Origin of the sequence: Cryobacterium algoritolerans (assembly GCF_004402785.1) — a bacterium.
Lineage (GTDB): Bacteria > Actinomycetota > Actinomycetes > Actinomycetales > Microbacteriaceae > Cryobacterium > Cryobacterium algoritolerans.
The window spans coordinates 55,940-72,364 of sequence record NZ_SOFP01000071.1 but is presented as its reverse complement, the minus strand read 5'-3'; the positions used below and the strand labels follow the sequence as shown (position 1 = coordinate 72,364).

Below are 16,425 nucleotides of genomic sequence, written 5' to 3'. Positions count from 1 at the left end.
CGAGGTGCCGCCGCCGCCGCTGTTAGCGGTGCTGCGGGGCGCCTGCGAGCCGGCGGTGCCGCGGCTGCGGCCACCGCCGGCCGCGGCGAAGCGGTCCTGGGCAGCCTTGCGCTTGCCGGCGGGGTGGTACGGTCGGTCTTCTGCCTTGGGGGTGGGCTTCTTGCCTTCGAGGGCCTGACGACCCTGGCCGCCGGAGCCGACCTGCGGCCCGCGGCTGCCCTTACGCACGGACCCGGTACGCGCCTTGCGGTCAGTGTTCTTCATCAGTCAAAACTCCAATGTGCACCCGACGGGGTGTCTTCGATGGTAATTCCGGCGGCGACGAGCTCGTCCCGGATCCGGTCTGCGGCCTTGTAGTCACGGCCTTGCCTGGCGATCTCACGGTCGTCGAGCAGGCGCTCGACGAGCGCGGTGAGGGCGATCATGGCCGGTTCGTCGGTGGCGACGGCCCAGCCGGGCGACAACGGGTTGATCCCCAGGACTTCGCTCATCGCGAGCACGTGGCCGCGGGCGGCGGCGGCGGCGTGGAGATCCTCGGCGTCGAGCGCGGCGTTGCCGGTGCGCACGGTCTCGTGCAGCACGGCGAGGGCCTGCGGCACCGCGAGGTCGTCGTCCATGGCGATCGCGAATTCGTCCGGCACGATCTGCACTCCAGACCCGGCGAACCGGGTGTCGGCCAGCCGCCGGTCGGCACGGTCCAGAAAGCTCTCGACGCGTTCGAGAGCGGCCTCGGCCTCAACCAGCGAACCCTCATGGAAGTCGATGGTGGACCGGTAGTGCGCGGCGCCGAGGTAGTAACGCACGACGATGGCGCGAGCCTGCTCGAGCAGCTCGGCGGCGAACACCGAATTACCGAGCGACTTGGACATTTTCTGGCCGTTGATGTTGACGAGTCCGTTATGCATCCAGTAGTTGGCGAAGGCGTCCCCGGCGGCGCCCGACTGGGCGAGTTCGTTCTCGTGGTGCGGGAAGCGCAGGTCCAGCCCGCCGCCGTGGATGTCGAACTGAGCGCCGAGGTAGCGAGAAGCCATGGCGGAGCACTCGATGTGCCAGCCCGGGCGACCGGCGCCCCACGGCGAGGGCCAGGAGGCCGACTCCGGCTCATCGGTCTTGTGCCCCTTCCACAGGGCGAAGTCGCGGGGGTCTTTCCGCGCGCGCGGGTCCGCATCCGTCGCCGACTCCATGTCGCCGGCGCCCTGGCGGGTGAGGGTCCCATAGCTCGGCCAGCTCTTCGTGTCAAAGTAGACGTCGCCGGAGCCGTCTGCGGCCGGGTAGGCGTGGCCGCGTTCGATTAGCCGGGCGATGAGGTCCTGCATCTGCTGCACGCTGGCGGTGGCCCGAGGCTCGTAGCTGGGGGCGAGGATGCCCAGACGCCGGTAGCCGGCGGTGAACTCGAGTTCATAACGGTAGGCGAGCGCCCACCACTGTTCGGTGGTGCCGGCGGCGTTGGCGAGGATCTTATCGTCGATGTCGGTGACGTTGCGTACGAAGGTCACGTCGAGGCCGCGGTAGGTGAGCCAGCGGCGCAGCTGGTCGTAGACCAGGGCGCTGCGCAGGTGGCCGATGTGTGGCGACGACTGCACCGTCGGTCCGCAGACGTAGATGCCGACCGCACCGTCCTTCTGCGGGATGAAGTCACGAAGGGCCTGAGCCTGGGAATCGTAGAGTCGGATGGTCACGCCTCCCAGCTTAGAACAGGGCGCCCACCGGCAACGGGGAACAGAATCGCGGTCGCGAGTGCCGCGACGCCCTCGCCCCGGCCGGTGAAGCCGAGCGCATCCGTCGTCGTCGCTGAGACGCTCACGGGCGCGCCGAGCAGCGATCCCAGCACGGCCTCAGCCTCGGCGCGGCGCGGCGCAAGCTTCGGACGGTTGCCGATGATCTGCACGGTCACGTTTCCGACCCGGAAGCCGGCCTCGGCGACCATCCGAACGGTCTCCCGCAGGAAAACGTCGCCGTGCGCCTGCGCAAAGGCCGGGTCGCTGGTGCCGAAGACCCCGCCGATGTCGCCGAGCCCGGCCGCGGACATCAGCGCGTCGCAGACGGCGTGCACCGCGGCATCGCCGTCGCTGTGCCCGGACAGCCCGCGCTCCCCCGGCCAGTGCAGTCCGGCGAGCCACAGCGGCGAGCTGTCGTCGAAGGCATGCACGTCGAGGCCGGTGCCCACCCGGGGGCGGCTCTGGTCGGCGATCGGGCCGGCAGCGTCGGTCGTGCTCGCCGCGGCGCCGAGCAGGGATTCTGCGCGGCGCAGGTCCCAAGGCGTGGTGATCTTGAAGGCGAGGGCGTCGCCGGGGATGACGGTCACCGGGTGCCCGGCGGACGCCACCACCGCAGCGTCATCGGTCGCCTCACCGGTCGCGGCGGCGGCTGCGGCTGCGGCGACGAGCACGCCCCGGGGGAAGCCCTGGGGGGTCTGCACGGCGGACAGTTCGGACCGGTCGACCGTGCCGAGGATCGCGCCCCGGTCGTCGACGCGCTTGATGGTGTCCACCACGGCCAGGCCGGGAACAATCCCGTTCCCGGTTGCCCGCACGGCGTCGACGACCGCATCGCACAGGGCCGACGGGGTGAGCGCCCTGGCGGCGTCGTGCACGAGGACGGTGAGCACGCCGGGCCGCAGCACGTCCAGTCCGCGGTTCACGGAGTCCTGCCTGCTCGGTCCACCGGCGATGACGTCCACGCGGTCGCCACGGGGCCCGGCAACGGCGTCGGCGATCGCCCGCGCCTCGTCGAGGCGGCCCTCGGGGGCGACGACGATCACCTGGGCGGGCTCCCGCATCCCGAACACGGTCAGCAGGGCGCGCTCGAGCAGAGTGCGGCCGGCAAGGGGCACGAAGGCCTTGGGGTCGCTGTGACCGAGACGGCTACCGCTGCCGGCGGCGACGACGATGACCGCGACCAGGGGCGTAGGGCAATCAGTCATGTCTGGAGGCTATCTGGTGAGGTCGAACAGGGCGACGGCGCTGACGACTCGGGAGGAGAAACGCGAAGGGCGGCACCTTGCGGCGCCGCCCTCCGACGAAAGAACGGTATTACGAAGCGAGGACCTCGTCGAGAACGGTGGATGCCTTCTCTTCATCGGTCTTCTCGGCCAGGGCCAGCTCGGAGATCAGGATCTGGCGAGCCTTTGCCAGCATGCGCTTCTCCCCGGCTGACAGGCCGCGGTCCTGATCGCGGCGCCACAGGTCGCGGACGACCTCGGACACCTTGATGACGTCGCCCGAGGCGAGCTTCTCCAGGTTTGCCTTGTAGCGGCGTGACCAGTTGGTGGGCTCTTCGGTGAACGGCGCTCGCAGCACCTCGAACACCTTGTCGAGCCCCTCTTTGCCGATCACGTCACGCACGCCGACGAGGTCGACATTCTCAGCGGGTACTTCAATGGTGAGATCGCCCTGAGTAACATTGAGCTTCAGGTACAGTTTCTCTTCACCCTTGATAATCCGCGTCTTCACCTCGGTGATGGTCGCGGCTCCATGGTGGGGATAAACGACGGTTTCGCCAACCTCAAAAAGCATGTATGTATATCCCTTCAGCAACATCTAGGATACCACAGCTGACGGTGGTAGGATTCGCCGCGCGAATTGCCCCGCTCGCCGGGTCGCGCGCGACCAGTAGGCTGGGGTCAAAGATAAATTTCCGGTGCTCCGCCATGGGCGGGGTCACCGAACTGTTGTGGAGGTCTTGTGAGGGCTCGAGTCTTAGTGTCTGTCGTTCTGGCGGCCGGCGTCCTATTGGGCACAAGCGGCTGCAACCTCCTGGCACCGCAGTCGACCACCAAGCACTACGACGCCAGTGACGGTGTGAGCGGCAACGTGGGCGACCTTGCCATCCGCAACGCGATCGTGCTCTCGGAAGACGGCACCGCGGGCAACCTGATCGTCACGGTGGTCAACGCGGGTGACTCGGCGCACAGCCTCAACGTGCAGTTCACAGGCAACGCGGGCAAGGTCACCCAGAAGGTCACCGTGAAGGCCGGCTCAACAACCTCCTTCGGCACGAAGAATACCCCGGTCATCGCACTGGACGCCATCACAGCCCAGCCCGGGTCGCTGTTCCCGGTCTTCTTCCAATACGGCAATGAGACCGGTGTTGAGCTTCTCGTGCCGGTGTTGAACGGCACCCTCGGCCAGTATTCGACGCTCGTTCCCACGGCCACCCCCACGCCGTAGTCCGTACCGGACCACCGCCGGTCCCCGGCCCGGCGTCCCGGAGTCCGGGCGAGGTAAAGCGACGCCGCTCAGGCCTCGAACCGGTAGCCCAGTCCCCGCACCGTGACCAGCATGATCGGATCTGACGGCGTGGATTCTATCCGTGAGCGGATGCGCTTGATGTGCACGTCGAGCGTCTTCGTGTCACCGAAGTAGTCGGGGCCCCAGACCCGGTCGATCAGCTGGCCGCGGGTGAGCACCCTCCCGGCATTGCGAAGGAGGAACTCGAGCAGTTCGAATTCCTTGAGCGGCATGTTCACAACCTCGCCGGAGACCGACACGGTGTGCCGTTCGATGTCCATGCTCACGGTTCCGGCTGTGAGCACGCTCTCATCCTCGTGCTCCACCTCGGTACGCCGGCGGGACACGGCCCGGATGCGCGCGAGCAGTTCCCTGGTCGAGTACGGCTTGGTGACGTAGTCGTCGGCGCCCAGCTCGAGCCCGACGACGATGTCGACCTCGGAGTCCTTCGCGGTCAGCATGATGATCGGGACGGTCGACCTGGTGCGGATCTCGCGGCAAACCTCGGTGCCCGGAATGCCGGGGAGCATGAGGTCGAGCAGGATGAGGTCGGCCCCGGTGCGGTCGAACTCGCGGATGGCGCTCGGGCCATCCTCGGCCACCGTGACCTCGTAGCCTTCCCGTTCAAGCAGGAAGCTCAGCGGCTCGCTCAGGGCTTGCTCGTCTTCGACCAGAAGGATGTGCGTCACTGTGGATCTCCTGTTTCACTCTGCTGGAGGAGAGCCACCGGGTGGTGCGTCACCGCATGATGCGTCACGGTGCCTCTCCTGTCGTCGCTGGGGCTGGATAGGGCGCCTCGGGGAGGCGGATGGTGAAGGTCGACCCGCTGCCGGGTTGCGACCAGACGCGGATGTCGCCGCCGTGGATCTGCACGATGTGCTTGACGATCGACAGCCCGAGGCCGGTCCCGCCGGTGTGCCGGGATCTGGCCTGGTCGACCCGGAAGAAGCGTTCGAAGATGCGCTCCAGATCTGCCTCGGCGATCCCGACGCCCTGATCGGTCACGGTGATCTCCACCACGCCGTCGTGGCGACGCACCCCGACCCCGACCCGTGAGCCCTCCGGCGAGTAGTGCACGGCGTTGGCGACCAGGTTGTGCACGGCCATCACCAGGAGGCGTTCGTCGCCGCTGACCTCCGCTCCGGACTTCTTGCCGACGGCGATGGTGATCCGTGCAGCATCGGCCACAACCCGGCTCTGGTCGACGGCGGCGGAGACGACGGCGTCCACGTTGAGGCGCTCCGCTTCGGAGAGCGAGTCCTGCGCCTGGAGCCGGGAAAGTTCGATGATCTCCTGGGTCAGGCGGGTCAGCCGACCCGACTCAGTGGTCAACCGGTTGGCGAAACGTCGCACCTGCACCGGTTCATCCGCCGCCTGGTCGAGCGCCTCGGCGAGCAGCCCGACGGCGGCGATCGGCGTCTTCAGCTCGTGGCTGATGTTCGCGACGAAATCGCGACGAACCTCATCGAGCCGGAATGCCTCGGTGCGGTCCTCGGCCAGGATCAAAACGTAACGGGTGCCCAGGCGCGCCAACCGCACCCGCACGCGCATGCTCGCGTCGTTGAACGGGCCGCGGGAGAGAATCAGGTTCTCAGAGACCGCGTCGCCGGAGCGGCGAACCCGCCGGGCCAGTTCGAGCAGTTCGGGGTGCACCAGCTGCTGGTTCCAGACCAGGCCCATCGACACGGCGGCCGGTGACGCCTTGATGACGTTGTTCGACGGGTCGAGCACGGCCCCCGCGCTTTCGAGGGCGTCGAGCACCTGGTCGATCCCGTCGGGGACCGCCGGGTTCACCACCTCGGCGGCACGACGGCCGTGGCGTTCGGCAACGTGCAACAGTGTGACGAAGCCGGCACCGACGGCGAGGCCGAGTGCCAGCGACACCAGCACAAGCCATGTCGATTCCATTTAGCCAGATTACTGACAGTTAATCGGGCCGGTTGACGCGCGACCGCCGGGCGCAAGCTACTTTAGGAAGTGTTCAAGCCCACGGCACCTGCCGTTAACCTCAGTCCAGCATGATTCGCTGGGGGCCAGGTGGGTCTCACGTGTCTGCGCGCAACGCGCGCCCAGGAAGGACCACACACCTATGCGTGAAGTATTTCAGCAGGAGCTCGCCGAGGTCCAGGACCGTCTCGTGGAGATCTCACGCCTCGTGGCGATCTCGATCCACAAGGCGACCCGGGCGTTCAATGAGTCCGATGTCAGCCTGGCCGAGGAAGCGATCAGCGAAGACGAGAAGATCGACGAGCTGACGATCGAGCTCGACGAACTCGCGATCACAATCCTCGCCCGGCAGCAGCCGGTCGCCCGCGACCTCCGCATCGTCGTCAGCGCATTGCGCATCAGCGCATCGCTCGAGCGGATGGGCGACCTGTCGACGCACATCGCCCAACTCGCCCGGTATCGCTTCCCGGACAAGGTGGTGCCGAAGAGCCTGCGCGGCACCTTCGCCGAAATGGGCACCCTCGTCACGGCGATCGCAACCATGCTCACCGAGCTCCTCACCAACGAGGACATGCATTTGGCCGAGACGATCCGCAACGAGGACGACAAGGTCGACGCCCTGCACCTGAACGTGTTCGAGGCCGTGCTCGGCGAGACGTGGAAGGGCGAGGCCGCCGACACCGTCGACGCGACCCTGGCCAGCCGCTACCACGAGCGTTTCGCGGACCATGCCGTTTCCATTGCGAAGAAGGTGCAGTATCTGGGCACGGGCGCCTGGCAGCAGAACACCGGCGCGGCGCACAACGGCTCATAGCCGCCGCACTGCGTGCACGAGAAAGTCCCGGAAGCGATCGCTTCGGGGGCTTTCTCGTTTGATCGGGTGACGGGAAGGCTACTTCTTGCCCTGGGCGGCGACAGCGGCGGCGCCCGCGGCGGCGGCCTCGGGGTCGAGGTAGGTGCCGGGGTCGAGCGGCATGAGGTCCTCGCCGAGGCGGTAGACCAGCGGGATACCGGTCGGGATGTTCAACTCCGCGATGTCGGCGTCGGAGATGCCGTCCAGGTGCTTGACCAGGGCCCGCAGCGAGTTGCCGTGGGCGGTGACGAGGACGGTCTTGCCCGCGCGGAGGTCGGTGGCAATGTCGGACTCCCAGTAGGGCAGCATCCGGTCGACGACATCGCTGAGGCATTCGGTGCGCGGGAGGAGGTCGCCGAGGCCGGCGTAACGCGGGTCGTGCGCCTGGGACCAGGGGGAATCGTCGGCGAGCACGGGCGGCGGCACGTCGAAGGAGCGGCGCCACAGCTGGAACTGCTCCGGGCCGAACTTGGCCAGGGTCTCGGCCTTGTCGAGGCCCTGCAGCGCTCCGTAGTGGCGCTCGTTCAGGCGCCACGACCGCTTAACGTCGATCCAGAGCCGGTCGGCTTCTTCGAGCGCGATGTTCGCGGTCTGGATTGCACGGGTAAGTAATGAGGTGTGCAGCACGTCGGGCAGGAGTCCCGACTCGGCGATGAGCTCGCCAGCACGGCGCGCTTCAGTCGCTCCCTGCTCGCTGAGCCTCACGTCCACCCAGCCGGTGAAGAGGTTTTCTTGGTTCCATAGGCTCTGGCCATGGCGGAGAAGGATGAGATTGTAAGTTTCTGACATGCCGTCAACTCTACCGAGGTGCCGGGTCTCGACGGGCTCGACCACCGGGGCGGGGCCACCGAGACGGGGCCACCGGGGCGGGGCCAGCCCTCAGTGGCCCGGGGTGCGGATGCCCAGGCGAGGCAGGCGCGGGATCTCCGCCACCGAGCCGGCCGATTGCGGCACGATGACCTCCTGGGCCGCCGCCACGGAGATCCCCTGTGACTGGACGTGCAGGGTGATGTCGGCCGGGACGGTGCGCTTGATCACGGCGAGAGCGATCGGGCCGAGTTCGTGGTGCCGGGCGCTCGAGGTGATCACGCCGACGCCGCGACGCTCGGTCTCACCGTCCGCCAGCTGCTTCGTCGCCTCCACCTCGTCGCCGTGCACGGGCAGCACCGCGTCCGACCCGTCCAGGTGGAGTAGCACGAGCCGGCGCGGCGGGTGGCCGAGGTTGTGAACCTTCGCGACGGTCTCCTGCCCGCGGTAGCAGCCCTTGTTCAGGTGCACGGCGCTGCGCAGCCAGTCCAGTTCGTGCGGGAGAGTCTTCTCGTCGACCTCGGTGGCCCGTCGTGGACGCCACGCTGCGATCCGGAGTGCCTCGAGGGCCAGGGTGCCTGCGGCGGAGACCGTGCCTGCCCGCACGGCGTCGCGCAGCGCAGGGAGCCGGTCACGGAGCACGAGCGCCTCGGTCCAGTGCCAGTCGGCGGCGGGATGGGCCGGTGCATCCGCGTACTGGAACCCGCCGTTGCCGACGCTGCTCCACGGGTCCCGCCAAGTCAGCGCGACCCCATTCGGTGCGGCCGGGGCAAGGTGCACGGCCGCCGGATCGACCGCCATCGTGCCGATCACCGCGTAGGCCAGGCTGTGGTCGACGACCTGTACGCGCAGGGTGAAGCGCATCTTGTCGAGCCAGGTGTGCAGGCCGGGCAGCTCGCCTGCCTCCAGGATCAGCCAGGTTTCCACCCCGTCGTCGATGACGTCCATCGCATATTCGATCCGGCCGTTCGGGTCGAGCAGCAGGGTCTCGGCCGACTGCCCGGGGGCGAGGCTGCGCAGCTCCTGGCTCGAGATCGAGTTGAGCCAGGTCAGGCGGTCTGGCCCGGCCACGCCGAGCACACCGCGGTTGGACAGGTCAACGACGGCCTCGCCGGCCAGCAACCGGCGCTGCTCGATCATCGGGTTGCCGTAGTGCGCCGCGACACCGGCGTCGAGGCCGTCCGCCTGCACGGCTCCGTCGAGTTCGAGAAGGGGAGAAACGGGTGACATGCTCATGAGCGCTCTTTCCAAACGTGCTGTCGGGCCCGACTGATCAAACGGGTCGTGGTGTCCGGGAGCCTAACCGATCGGGCTGGGGCCGGCCGGTTAAACGGGGCGAGGGGCGGGTTGCCCATCGGACGCCGTTTGACGACGGCAGGCCAGGGTCATTCGACCCGTTTGAGCCGGCCGGAGGCGTGCGTGCGGAGTGGCTGGCCCAGTGCCGCGATGTCCCAGGCCCATAGCAGGTGGCCCTCAACCAGGCCGTACAACCGGGTGGCCGCCGAATACCCCTTGGCACCCTGGGTACGCATCACGGCATCCGTGGCCAGGTCGATCCGGGGTCCCTTCACCTGGCCCAGGTAGATCTCGGCCACTCCCCCGGGATGCACGAGGGTCACGTCGATGTCGAACCCGCCGTCAGCATTACGGAGCGTCTCGACCGCCGCCGCGTTGACGAACGAATAGTCGCCCTCGGCTGGCAGCATACCTGGGCCCGGATCGCCGGTCCCCTGCGGTCGACTCAGCCGCCAGTAGCCCGTCTCCGTCATCAACGGGGTCTTCTCATCGCTGCCGGAGCCCGGCACCGGTTCGAGCCAGGTGTACGAACTGTAGTTCAGGTGCGGCAGGCCGTCATGACTGAAGCTCAGCCGATGGCCGAATTCCCGGGTGACCGCGGTGTCGCCGATGGCGTAATCGAGGATGCCGGAACCCTCCCAGACGCCGACAAGCCACGAGAGCGGGACGAGTTCGGACGGGAGCTGGGTGGGAAGCTCGAACATCGAAAGCTACCGCTGCCCCCGAAACAGCTTGAACAGGACGATTCCGGAGACCCAGGCGATCGACAGACTCGCCAGCGCGAGCAGCCCCAGGAAGAAGATTTCGAGTGCGAGGGTTGACATGGCTCAACTCTAGCCGCCCTCGGGCGAAATCTAGGCGAGGCCGGCCAGCGCGAAGATTCCGGTGGCTCCGGCAAGCACAGCCACGGCGCCGACGAGGCTCACCGTCACGCGGTTCACATAGCCCTCTTTGCGGCCGGTCGCGAGCTGAACGCACAGCGTTCCGATCACGCAACCGGCGAACGACAGTCCGATCCAGACCAGCGCCTGACCGGGGAAGGACAGCAGCCCGGTCAGCACCGCGCAGACGAGCGCGAACAGCCAGACCACCACGATGCTCTTCCACTGCCAGCTCACCCTCTCATTCTGCCCTGCCCGGGGCACATTCGCGGCACGCTAGTATTGGGCCACGATCCTTGGAGGGTGCGCGTGGCGCAGTTGTTGATCCTGACCTCGGCGGTCAACAGCGAGGTTCTCCCCGCCCTGGCGTTGCTGTCGCACGGCACGCGCATCATTCCGGCCCAGCCGGACCAGCTCGTCAACGCGCCCGACGCCGACGCGATCTTGGTCGATGCCCGGAGCAACCTGATCGCCGCCAGGTCACTCTGCCAGATTCTGCGCACGACCGGGAACACGGTTCCGGTCCTGCTCGTGATCACCGAGGGAGGGCTGGCCGCGGTCAGCGCGGACTGGGGCGTCGACGACGTGATTCTCGACGCGGCCGGTCCGGCCGAGGTGGATGCGCGCATCCGTTTGGCAGTCGGTCGCGCCCCGCGCCCGGAGGAGTCCGCCACCATCCGCGCGGCCGGTGTGGTCATCGACGAGGCCAGCTATTCGGCGAAGGTGCACGGACGGCCCCTCGATCTCACCTACAAGGAGTTCGAGTTGCTGCGCTTCCTCGCCGCCCACCCGTCGAGGGTGTTCACCCGGGAGCAGCTGCTCAGCGAGGTCTGGGGCTACGACTACTTCGGCGGCACCCGCACGGTAGACGTGCACGTGCGCCGACTGCGCGCCAAGCTCGGCGACCAGGAGTCGCTGATCGGCACGGTGCGCAACGTCGGATACCGCTTCAACGTGACGGAAGAGGACGGTGTGCGTGGAATTCATCCGGTCAGGGCCTGACCCGGCGGATGCCGCGTTCACGGCTGAGCTCCTGGGAATCGCAGCCGAGGCCGAGGCGGCCGACGGCTATCGCCCGTTCAACGAGCAGTCCCTGTTCGACGTGTCCGCCCGGCGACGCACCCCGCTGCTCCTCTCCGACCTGGGAAGCTACGTCGGCGCGGTGGTCACCGGGCGGGGGGAACTCGACCTCGTCGTGCGACCCGGTGCCCGGCGCCTCGGGCACGGCGCCGCCGCACTCGCCGCGCTCCTGCCCGGCGTGCCGGGGGAACTGACCGTCTGGTCACACGGCGACCACCCGGGCGCCCAGGCCCTCGCCGCCCGGTTCGGATTCATCGCCGACCGCACCCTGCTACAACTTCGCATGCCGCTCCCCACAGGCACCGGCGACGTTGTCGATCCGGCGGACCTCGATGACTCTCGCGCCGCCGCGACGAACATCGGCCACTTCCGCCCCGGGGCAGACGACGCCGAGTGGGTCGCCCTGAACGCCCTCGTCTTCGCGAATCACCCCGAGCAGGGTGCGCTCACCCTGGCCGACCTCGAGGCCAGGCAGTCCGAGCCCTGGTTCGACGCGGGCGATTTCCTGCTCGCCCGCGACCGGGCAAGCGGCAGCATGCTCGGCTACAACTGGCTCAAGATCGAGCCGGGCGAAGCCGTCGGTGAGATCTACGTCATCGGCGTGCAGCCGGCCGCCGCAGGGCGGGGTCTGGGCCGCCGGCTGATGCTCGCGGGCCTCGAACGCCTCCATTCCAGGGGCTGCACCGTTGCGGCCCTCTACGTCGAGGCGGACAGCACGGCCGCCGTGCACCTGTACCGCTCGCTCGGTTTCACCGACCACACCGTCGACGTGCAGTACCGGCGGGACCCGCGTTAGCCATCCGTTCATGCCGGATCGTCGCCTCGGCCCTGCACTCGGTGTCAAGATGGACAGATGGACGGCGACAACATCCCGACGGACTCCGGTCTCGGTACTGACTTCGACGACGATTTCGATCCCCTGGTCGGCACGAACGACCCCGCTCTGCCGGCCGACCGCTACCTCGACCGCGAGCTGAGCTGGCTGGCCTTCAACCAGCGTGTGCTCGAACTCGCCGAGGACCCCGACCTGCCGGTGCTCGAGCGCACCAACTTCCTCGCCATCTTCGCGAGCAACCTGGACGAGTTCTTCATGGTGCGGGTTGCCGGGCTGAAGCGGCGCATCCTCACCGGTCTCGCGGTGCCCACCAACATCGGGCGGGCTCCCCAGGATGCCCTCTCCGACATCTCCGCGGCAGCGCACGTGTTGCAGGCCAGGCACGCGCATGCCTTCCAGGACCTGGTCATCCCGGCACTCTCCGAGGCCGGCATCGACATCGTCAAGTGGGACACCCTCGACGAGGCCGACCACCGCTCGCTCCGCGGCTATTTCTCGAACCAGATCTTCCCGGTGCTGATGCCGCTGGCCGTCGACCCGGTGCACCCTTTCCCGTACATCTCCGGGCTCTCGCTCAACCTCGCCGTGCGCGTGCGTAACTCGAAGACCGGCAAGCAGGAGTTCGCCCGGCTCAAGGTGCCGACCATGCTGCCGCGCTTCATCCGGGTGGACCGGCGCGAGAATGTGGAAAGCGTGCGCTTCATCACGCTCGAAGATCTCATCGCCAACCACCTCGGCGACCTGTTCCCGGGCATGGACATCCTCGAACAACACGTCTTCCGAGTGACCCGGAACGAAGACGTCGAGATCGAGGAAGACGAAACCGAGAACCTGATCAAGGCCCTCGAGAAGGAGCTGCTGCGGCGCCGTTTCGGCCCGCCCATCCGCCTCGAGATCACCGAGGACATGGACGAGGTGACCCTCGGACTCCTCGTCCGTGAGCTCGACGTGACCGAGCAGGAGGTCTACCGGCTGCCGGCCCCGCTCGACCTCGGCGGCCTCTTCGACCTGCGGATCGACCGGCCCGACCTGCACTACGCAAAGCACGTGCCGACGACGGCCGTGCAGCTGATGGCCGGCGAGCCGAACGCGCAGCCGGACATCTTCAGCTCCATCCGCCGCCGGGACATCCTGCTGCACCACCCGTACGAGTCGTTCGCAACCAGCGTGCAGGCGTTCCTCGAACAGGCCGCCGCCGACCCGAACGTGCTCGCGATCAAGCAGACCCTCTACCGCACCTCGGGCGACAGCCCCATCGTCGAGGCTCTCATCGACGCCGCGGAATCCGGTAAGCAGGTGCTCGCCCTGGTCGAGATCAAGGCCCGCTTCGACGAGCAGGCCAACATCTCCTGGGCGCGCAAGCTCGAGAAGGCCGGCGTGCACGTCGTCTACGGCCTGGTCGGGTTGAAGACGCACTGCAAGCTCGCCCTGGTGGTGCGCAATGAAGACGGTCTGCTTCGGCACTACAGCCACATCGGCACCGGAAACTACAACCCGAAGACCAGCCGGCTCTATGAGGACCTTGGCCTGCTCACCACCGACCCGCAGGTCGGCAAGGACCTCACCCGGCTGTTCAACGAACTGTCCGGCTACGCCATCGAGAAGAAGTTCAAACGTCTCCTCGTGGCGCCGCTGCACCTGCGGCGGGCCCTGCTCAAGAACATCGCCGACGAGACAACGACCGCCCTCGCCGGCAAGCCGTCCGGCATTCGGATCAAGGTGAACTCGATGGTCGACGAGGCCATCATCGACGCGCTCTACCGTGCCAGCCAGGCCAGGGTGCCGATCGAGATCTGGGTGCGCGGAATCTGCAGCCTGAAACCGGGGGTGCCGGGTATGAGCGAGTCGATCAAGGTGCGATCCATCCTCGGCCGCTATCTCGAACACTCGCGGATCTTCTCCTTCCACAACGCCGGCGACCGGCAGGTGTTCATCGGCAGCGCCGACATGATGCACCGTAACCTCGACCGCAGGGTCGAGGCGCTCGTGCGCCTCGTCGACCCTGAGCACCTCAGCGAGATCGATGCGCTGTTCAACCGGGCGATGGACGACCGCACTGCCTCGTGGTGGCTCGACAGCTCGGGTGAGTGGATGCGCCACCACCTGGACGGCGCCGGGCATCCGCTCGACGACATGCAGAACCGGCTCATGCAGCAGATCTCCCTCCGCAAGCGTCCGACGGGCCGGCGATGACGGAGTTGCCGATCTTCGCCGCCGGCGCCGTCTGCTGGCGCCTGATCGAGGGGAAGATGCACGTGCTTCTCATCCACCGCACGGTCTACGGCGACGTGACCATTCCCAAGGGAAAGGTCGATCCGGGCGAGACGCTGCCGCAGACGGCGGTGCGGGAGATCGAGGAGGAAACCGGGCTGGCGGTGGCCCTCGGCGTGCCGCTGGGAATCTCCACCTACTCAATGCCGGGCGGCCGGGAGAAGGTCGTGCACTACTGGGCCGCCGAGGTGAGCCCGGAGGCGATCCAGCGCTCCACCTTCGTGCCCAACGGTGAGGTCGCCGCGATCGAATGGGTCACGATCAAGAAGGCCAGGACCTACCTCAGCTACACCCCCGATGTCGAGATCGTCGACGCGTTCGCGAAGCTCGTCGACGCCGGCGTCACCCGCACCTTCGCGCTGATCGCGCTCCGGCACGGCAAGGCGGTGCAGCCGGGCAGCTGGGACGGCCCGGACAGCACCCGCCCCCTCTCCGAACGCGGGGTCTCCCAGGCAGCCGGTCTCGTCGGCACCATTGCCGCGTGGCGTCCCCGCCGCATCATCTCCAGCACCGCGACCCGCTGCGTCACGACGGTGGCGCCGCTCTCGGCAGCCACCGGCATCCAGATCAAGCGCACAGAGGTGTTCAGCCAGGACGCCTTCGAGCAGGGTCTCGCCGACGTGCGCTCGGGCATCGGCAAACGGGTGCGCTCACGCAAGTCCGCCGTGATCTGCAGCCATGGACCCGTGCTGCCCGAGATTCTCCACGAAATTGCCCTCGCCACCGGGACGACCTTCGGTGCGGTCGTCGCCGACGCCGCGAGCCTGGACACCGGGGCGTTCGCGGTCGTGCACCTCTCGGCCGAGAACCCGAGCGCGGGCATCGTCGCCATCGAAACGCACGCCCCCACCGTCTAGGCCAGCCGTTGGACGGCCTTCACGGCCGATCGATTCGTTGACGCGCGTTAACCTGCCGTTCACCTCACGGGGGGAGTGTCGTTAATCGTGACGAATATGGTCTCACCGGGGCCAGCACCGGCCTCTGCCTTGCATTCCAGTAATTCTGCAGTCAACCCTCGAAAGGGATCCTTGTGAATTTCACGCGTTTTGGCCGACCCGCGGTCATCGCCGTCGTTGCCGCTCTTGCACTGTCCTCCTGCGCCGCGAACGAGGCCGCTCCGGCCGCCTCCGACGCCGCTTCCGCGAGCACTCTCACCGGTACCCTGACCGGCGCGGGCTCGTCCGCTCAGGGCTCAGCCCAGGAAGCCTGGATCGCAGCGTTCCAGACCGCCAACCCCGGCGTCACGGTCAACTACGACCCGTCCGGCTCCGGCGCAGGCCGCGCAACATTCATCGCGGGCGGCTCCGACTTCGCCGGCAGTGACTCCTACCTGAAGGACGAGGAGTTGGCTGGCACGTTCGCCGCCTGCGCCCCGACCGGCAAGGCTGTCGACCTCCCGGTCTACATCTCCCCCATCGCCGTTATCTTCAACGTCGAGGGCGTCAAGGACCTCAACCTCGACTCGGCCACGCTCGCGAAGATCTTCAAGGGCGACATCACCACCTGGAACGACCCGGCCATCGCCGCCTTGAACCCGAAGGCCACCCTGCCCACGACGGCCATCACGGCCGTGCACCGCTCGGATGACTCCGGCACCACGAAGAACTTCTCCGACTACCTGAACCAGACCGCACCCGACGTGTGGACCGAGAAGCCGGCTGACCCCTTCCCGTTCAAGACCGGTGAAGGCGCCAAGGGCACCTCCGGTGTCGTCGACGCCGTCACCAACGGCACCGGCACCATCGGCTATGCGGATGCGTCCAAGGCCGGCAAGCTCGGCGTTGCGAAGATCAAGGTCGGCGACAAGTTCGTCGGCTACACGGCCAAAGCCGCTGCCGCCGTCGTGAACGACTCGCCCCTCGTCCAGGGCCGCGACGCGAGCGACATCGCCATCAAGATCGACCGTCTCACCACCGACCCGACGCACTACCCGCTCGTGCTCGTGAGCTACGCGCTGGTCTGCACCGAGTACGCCAAGCCCGCCCAGGGTGAGCTCGTCAAGGCCTACGTCAGCTACATGGCGGGCACCGACGGCCAGTCCGTCGCAGCCTCCGCCGGTGGCGCAGCGCCGCTGTCCGCCGACCTGGCCGACAAGGTCGCCGCGGTCCTCAAGACCGTCAAGTAACACCGCTTGAAGTCTGCCCGGCCCGGGAGTCGCATTGCATGCGCCCCTGGGACCGGGCACACTTAGGTTTGCGGCCAGCGGCTCGAACCTGCTCCCCCCAA

16 protein-coding genes and 1 pseudogene are annotated in these 16,425 nt (G+C 67.8%); 7 read left to right on the top strand and 10 right to left on the bottom strand.

Going from position 1 to position 16,425, the window contains the following annotated elements:
- The 4 genes and pseudogenes from E3O19_RS14530 to E3O19_RS14515 form a co-directional block, all read right to left on the bottom strand.
- Window positions 1–264, bottom strand: a pseudogene (locus tag E3O19_RS14530) (23S rRNA (guanosine(2251)-2'-O)-methyltransferase RlmB); the annotation flags it as partial.
- Window positions 264–1,679 (bottom strand): cysteine--tRNA ligase, encoded by a 1,416-nt coding sequence (cysS, locus tag E3O19_RS14525; RefSeq protein ID WP_134568740.1) that lies wholly within the window; start codon window positions 1,677–1,679, stop codon window positions 264–266. The pseudogene E3O19_RS14530 and the gene cysS, both read right to left, overlap by 1 nt.
- Window positions 1,676–2,923 (bottom strand): 2-C-methyl-D-erythritol 4-phosphate cytidylyltransferase, encoded by a 1,248-nt coding sequence (gene ispD / locus E3O19_RS14520; RefSeq protein ID WP_134568738.1) that lies wholly within the window; start codon window positions 2,921–2,923, stop codon window positions 1,676–1,678. Before ispD ends, cysS begins: the two co-directional genes overlap by 4 nt.
- 109 nt (window positions 2,924–3,032) lie before the next feature.
- Complete coding sequence (locus E3O19_RS14515; RefSeq protein WP_134506949.1) at window positions 3,033–3,515, bottom strand: CarD family transcriptional regulator; 483 nt, start codon at window positions 3,513–3,515, stop codon at window positions 3,033–3,035.
- 186 nt (window positions 3,516–3,701) lie between these two features.
- Between E3O19_RS14515 and E3O19_RS14510 the strand changes: the two genes are divergently transcribed.
- Window positions 3,702–4,169: a hypothetical protein gene (locus tag E3O19_RS14510; RefSeq protein ID WP_241981393.1), complete on the top strand. Its 468-nt coding sequence runs from the start codon at window positions 3,702–3,704 to the stop codon at window positions 4,167–4,169.
- 68 nt (window positions 4,170–4,237) lie between these two features.
- Here E3O19_RS14510 and E3O19_RS14505 read toward each other — a convergent pair whose 3' ends face one another.
- Window positions 4,238–4,918 carry a response regulator transcription factor gene (locus E3O19_RS14505; RefSeq protein ID WP_134568734.1) on the bottom strand — a complete coding sequence of 227 codons (681 nt, stop codon included), beginning with the start codon at window positions 4,916–4,918 and terminating at the stop codon, window positions 4,238–4,240.
- A gap of 64 nt (window positions 4,919–4,982) precedes the next feature.
- Window positions 4,983–6,137, bottom strand: a complete 1,155-nt coding sequence (locus tag E3O19_RS14500) for a sensor histidine kinase (protein ID WP_134568732.1) — start codon at window positions 6,135–6,137, stop codon at window positions 4,983–4,985.
- Between the two features lie 181 nt (window positions 6,138–6,318).
- Between E3O19_RS14500 and phoU the strand changes: the two genes are divergently transcribed.
- The gene (phoU, locus tag E3O19_RS14495; protein ID WP_134568730.1) at window positions 6,319–6,990 is read left to right on the top strand and encodes a phosphate signaling complex protein PhoU; all 672 of its coding nucleotides are present in this window, start codon (window positions 6,319–6,321) and stop codon (window positions 6,988–6,990) included.
- Window positions 6,991–7,068: 78 nt separating this feature from the next.
- Here the strand turns inward: phoU and E3O19_RS14490 are convergent, their stop codons facing one another.
- From E3O19_RS14490 to E3O19_RS14475, 4 genes are all read right to left on the bottom strand, one after another.
- Complete coding sequence (locus E3O19_RS14490) at window positions 7,069–7,818, bottom strand: phosphoglyceromutase (protein ID WP_134568728.1); 750 nt, start codon at window positions 7,816–7,818, stop codon at window positions 7,069–7,071.
- Between the two features lie 90 nt (window positions 7,819–7,908).
- Window positions 7,909–9,066, bottom strand: coding sequence for a CAF17-like 4Fe-4S cluster assembly/insertion protein YgfZ (ygfZ, locus tag E3O19_RS14485; protein ID WP_134568755.1), 1,158 nt, complete (start codon window positions 9,064–9,066; stop codon window positions 7,909–7,911).
- A 155-nt stretch (window positions 9,067–9,221) separates the two neighbouring features.
- Window positions 9,222–9,836, bottom strand: coding sequence for a heme-binding beta-barrel domain-containing protein (locus tag E3O19_RS14480; RefSeq protein WP_134568727.1), 615 nt, complete (start codon window positions 9,834–9,836; stop codon window positions 9,222–9,224).
- Between the two features lie 150 nt (window positions 9,837–9,986).
- A complete protein-coding gene (locus E3O19_RS14475; protein ID WP_134568725.1) occupies window positions 9,987–10,250 on the bottom strand; it encodes a hypothetical protein in 264 nt (87 codons plus the stop codon).
- Between the two features lie 72 nt (window positions 10,251–10,322).
- Here E3O19_RS14475 and E3O19_RS14470 point away from each other — a divergent pair, with 72 nt between their 5' ends.
- From E3O19_RS14470 to pstS, 5 genes are all read left to right on the top strand, one after another.
- Entirely contained in the window at window positions 10,323–11,015 is a 693-nt protein-coding gene (locus E3O19_RS14470) for a response regulator transcription factor (protein ID WP_134568723.1), read from the top strand.
- A complete protein-coding gene (gene mshD, locus E3O19_RS14465; protein WP_166804590.1) occupies window positions 10,990–11,889 on the top strand; it encodes a mycothiol synthase in 900 nt (299 codons plus the stop codon). Before E3O19_RS14470 ends, mshD begins: the two co-directional genes overlap by 26 nt.
- 57 nt (window positions 11,890–11,946) lie before the next feature.
- Entirely contained in the window at window positions 11,947–14,121 is a 2,175-nt protein-coding gene (locus E3O19_RS14460) for an RNA degradosome polyphosphate kinase (protein WP_134568719.1), read from the top strand.
- Window positions 14,118–15,056 (top strand): NUDIX hydrolase, encoded by a 939-nt coding sequence (locus E3O19_RS14455; protein WP_134568717.1) that lies wholly within the window; start codon window positions 14,118–14,120, stop codon window positions 15,054–15,056. The genes E3O19_RS14460 and E3O19_RS14455 overlap by 4 nt, the downstream gene beginning before the upstream one ends.
- Before the next feature lie 173 nt (window positions 15,057–15,229).
- Complete coding sequence (gene pstS, locus E3O19_RS14450; RefSeq protein WP_134568715.1) at window positions 15,230–16,324, top strand: phosphate ABC transporter substrate-binding protein PstS; 1,095 nt, start codon at window positions 15,230–15,232, stop codon at window positions 16,322–16,324.
- The last annotated feature ends 101 nt before the right edge of the window (window positions 16,325–16,425 follow it).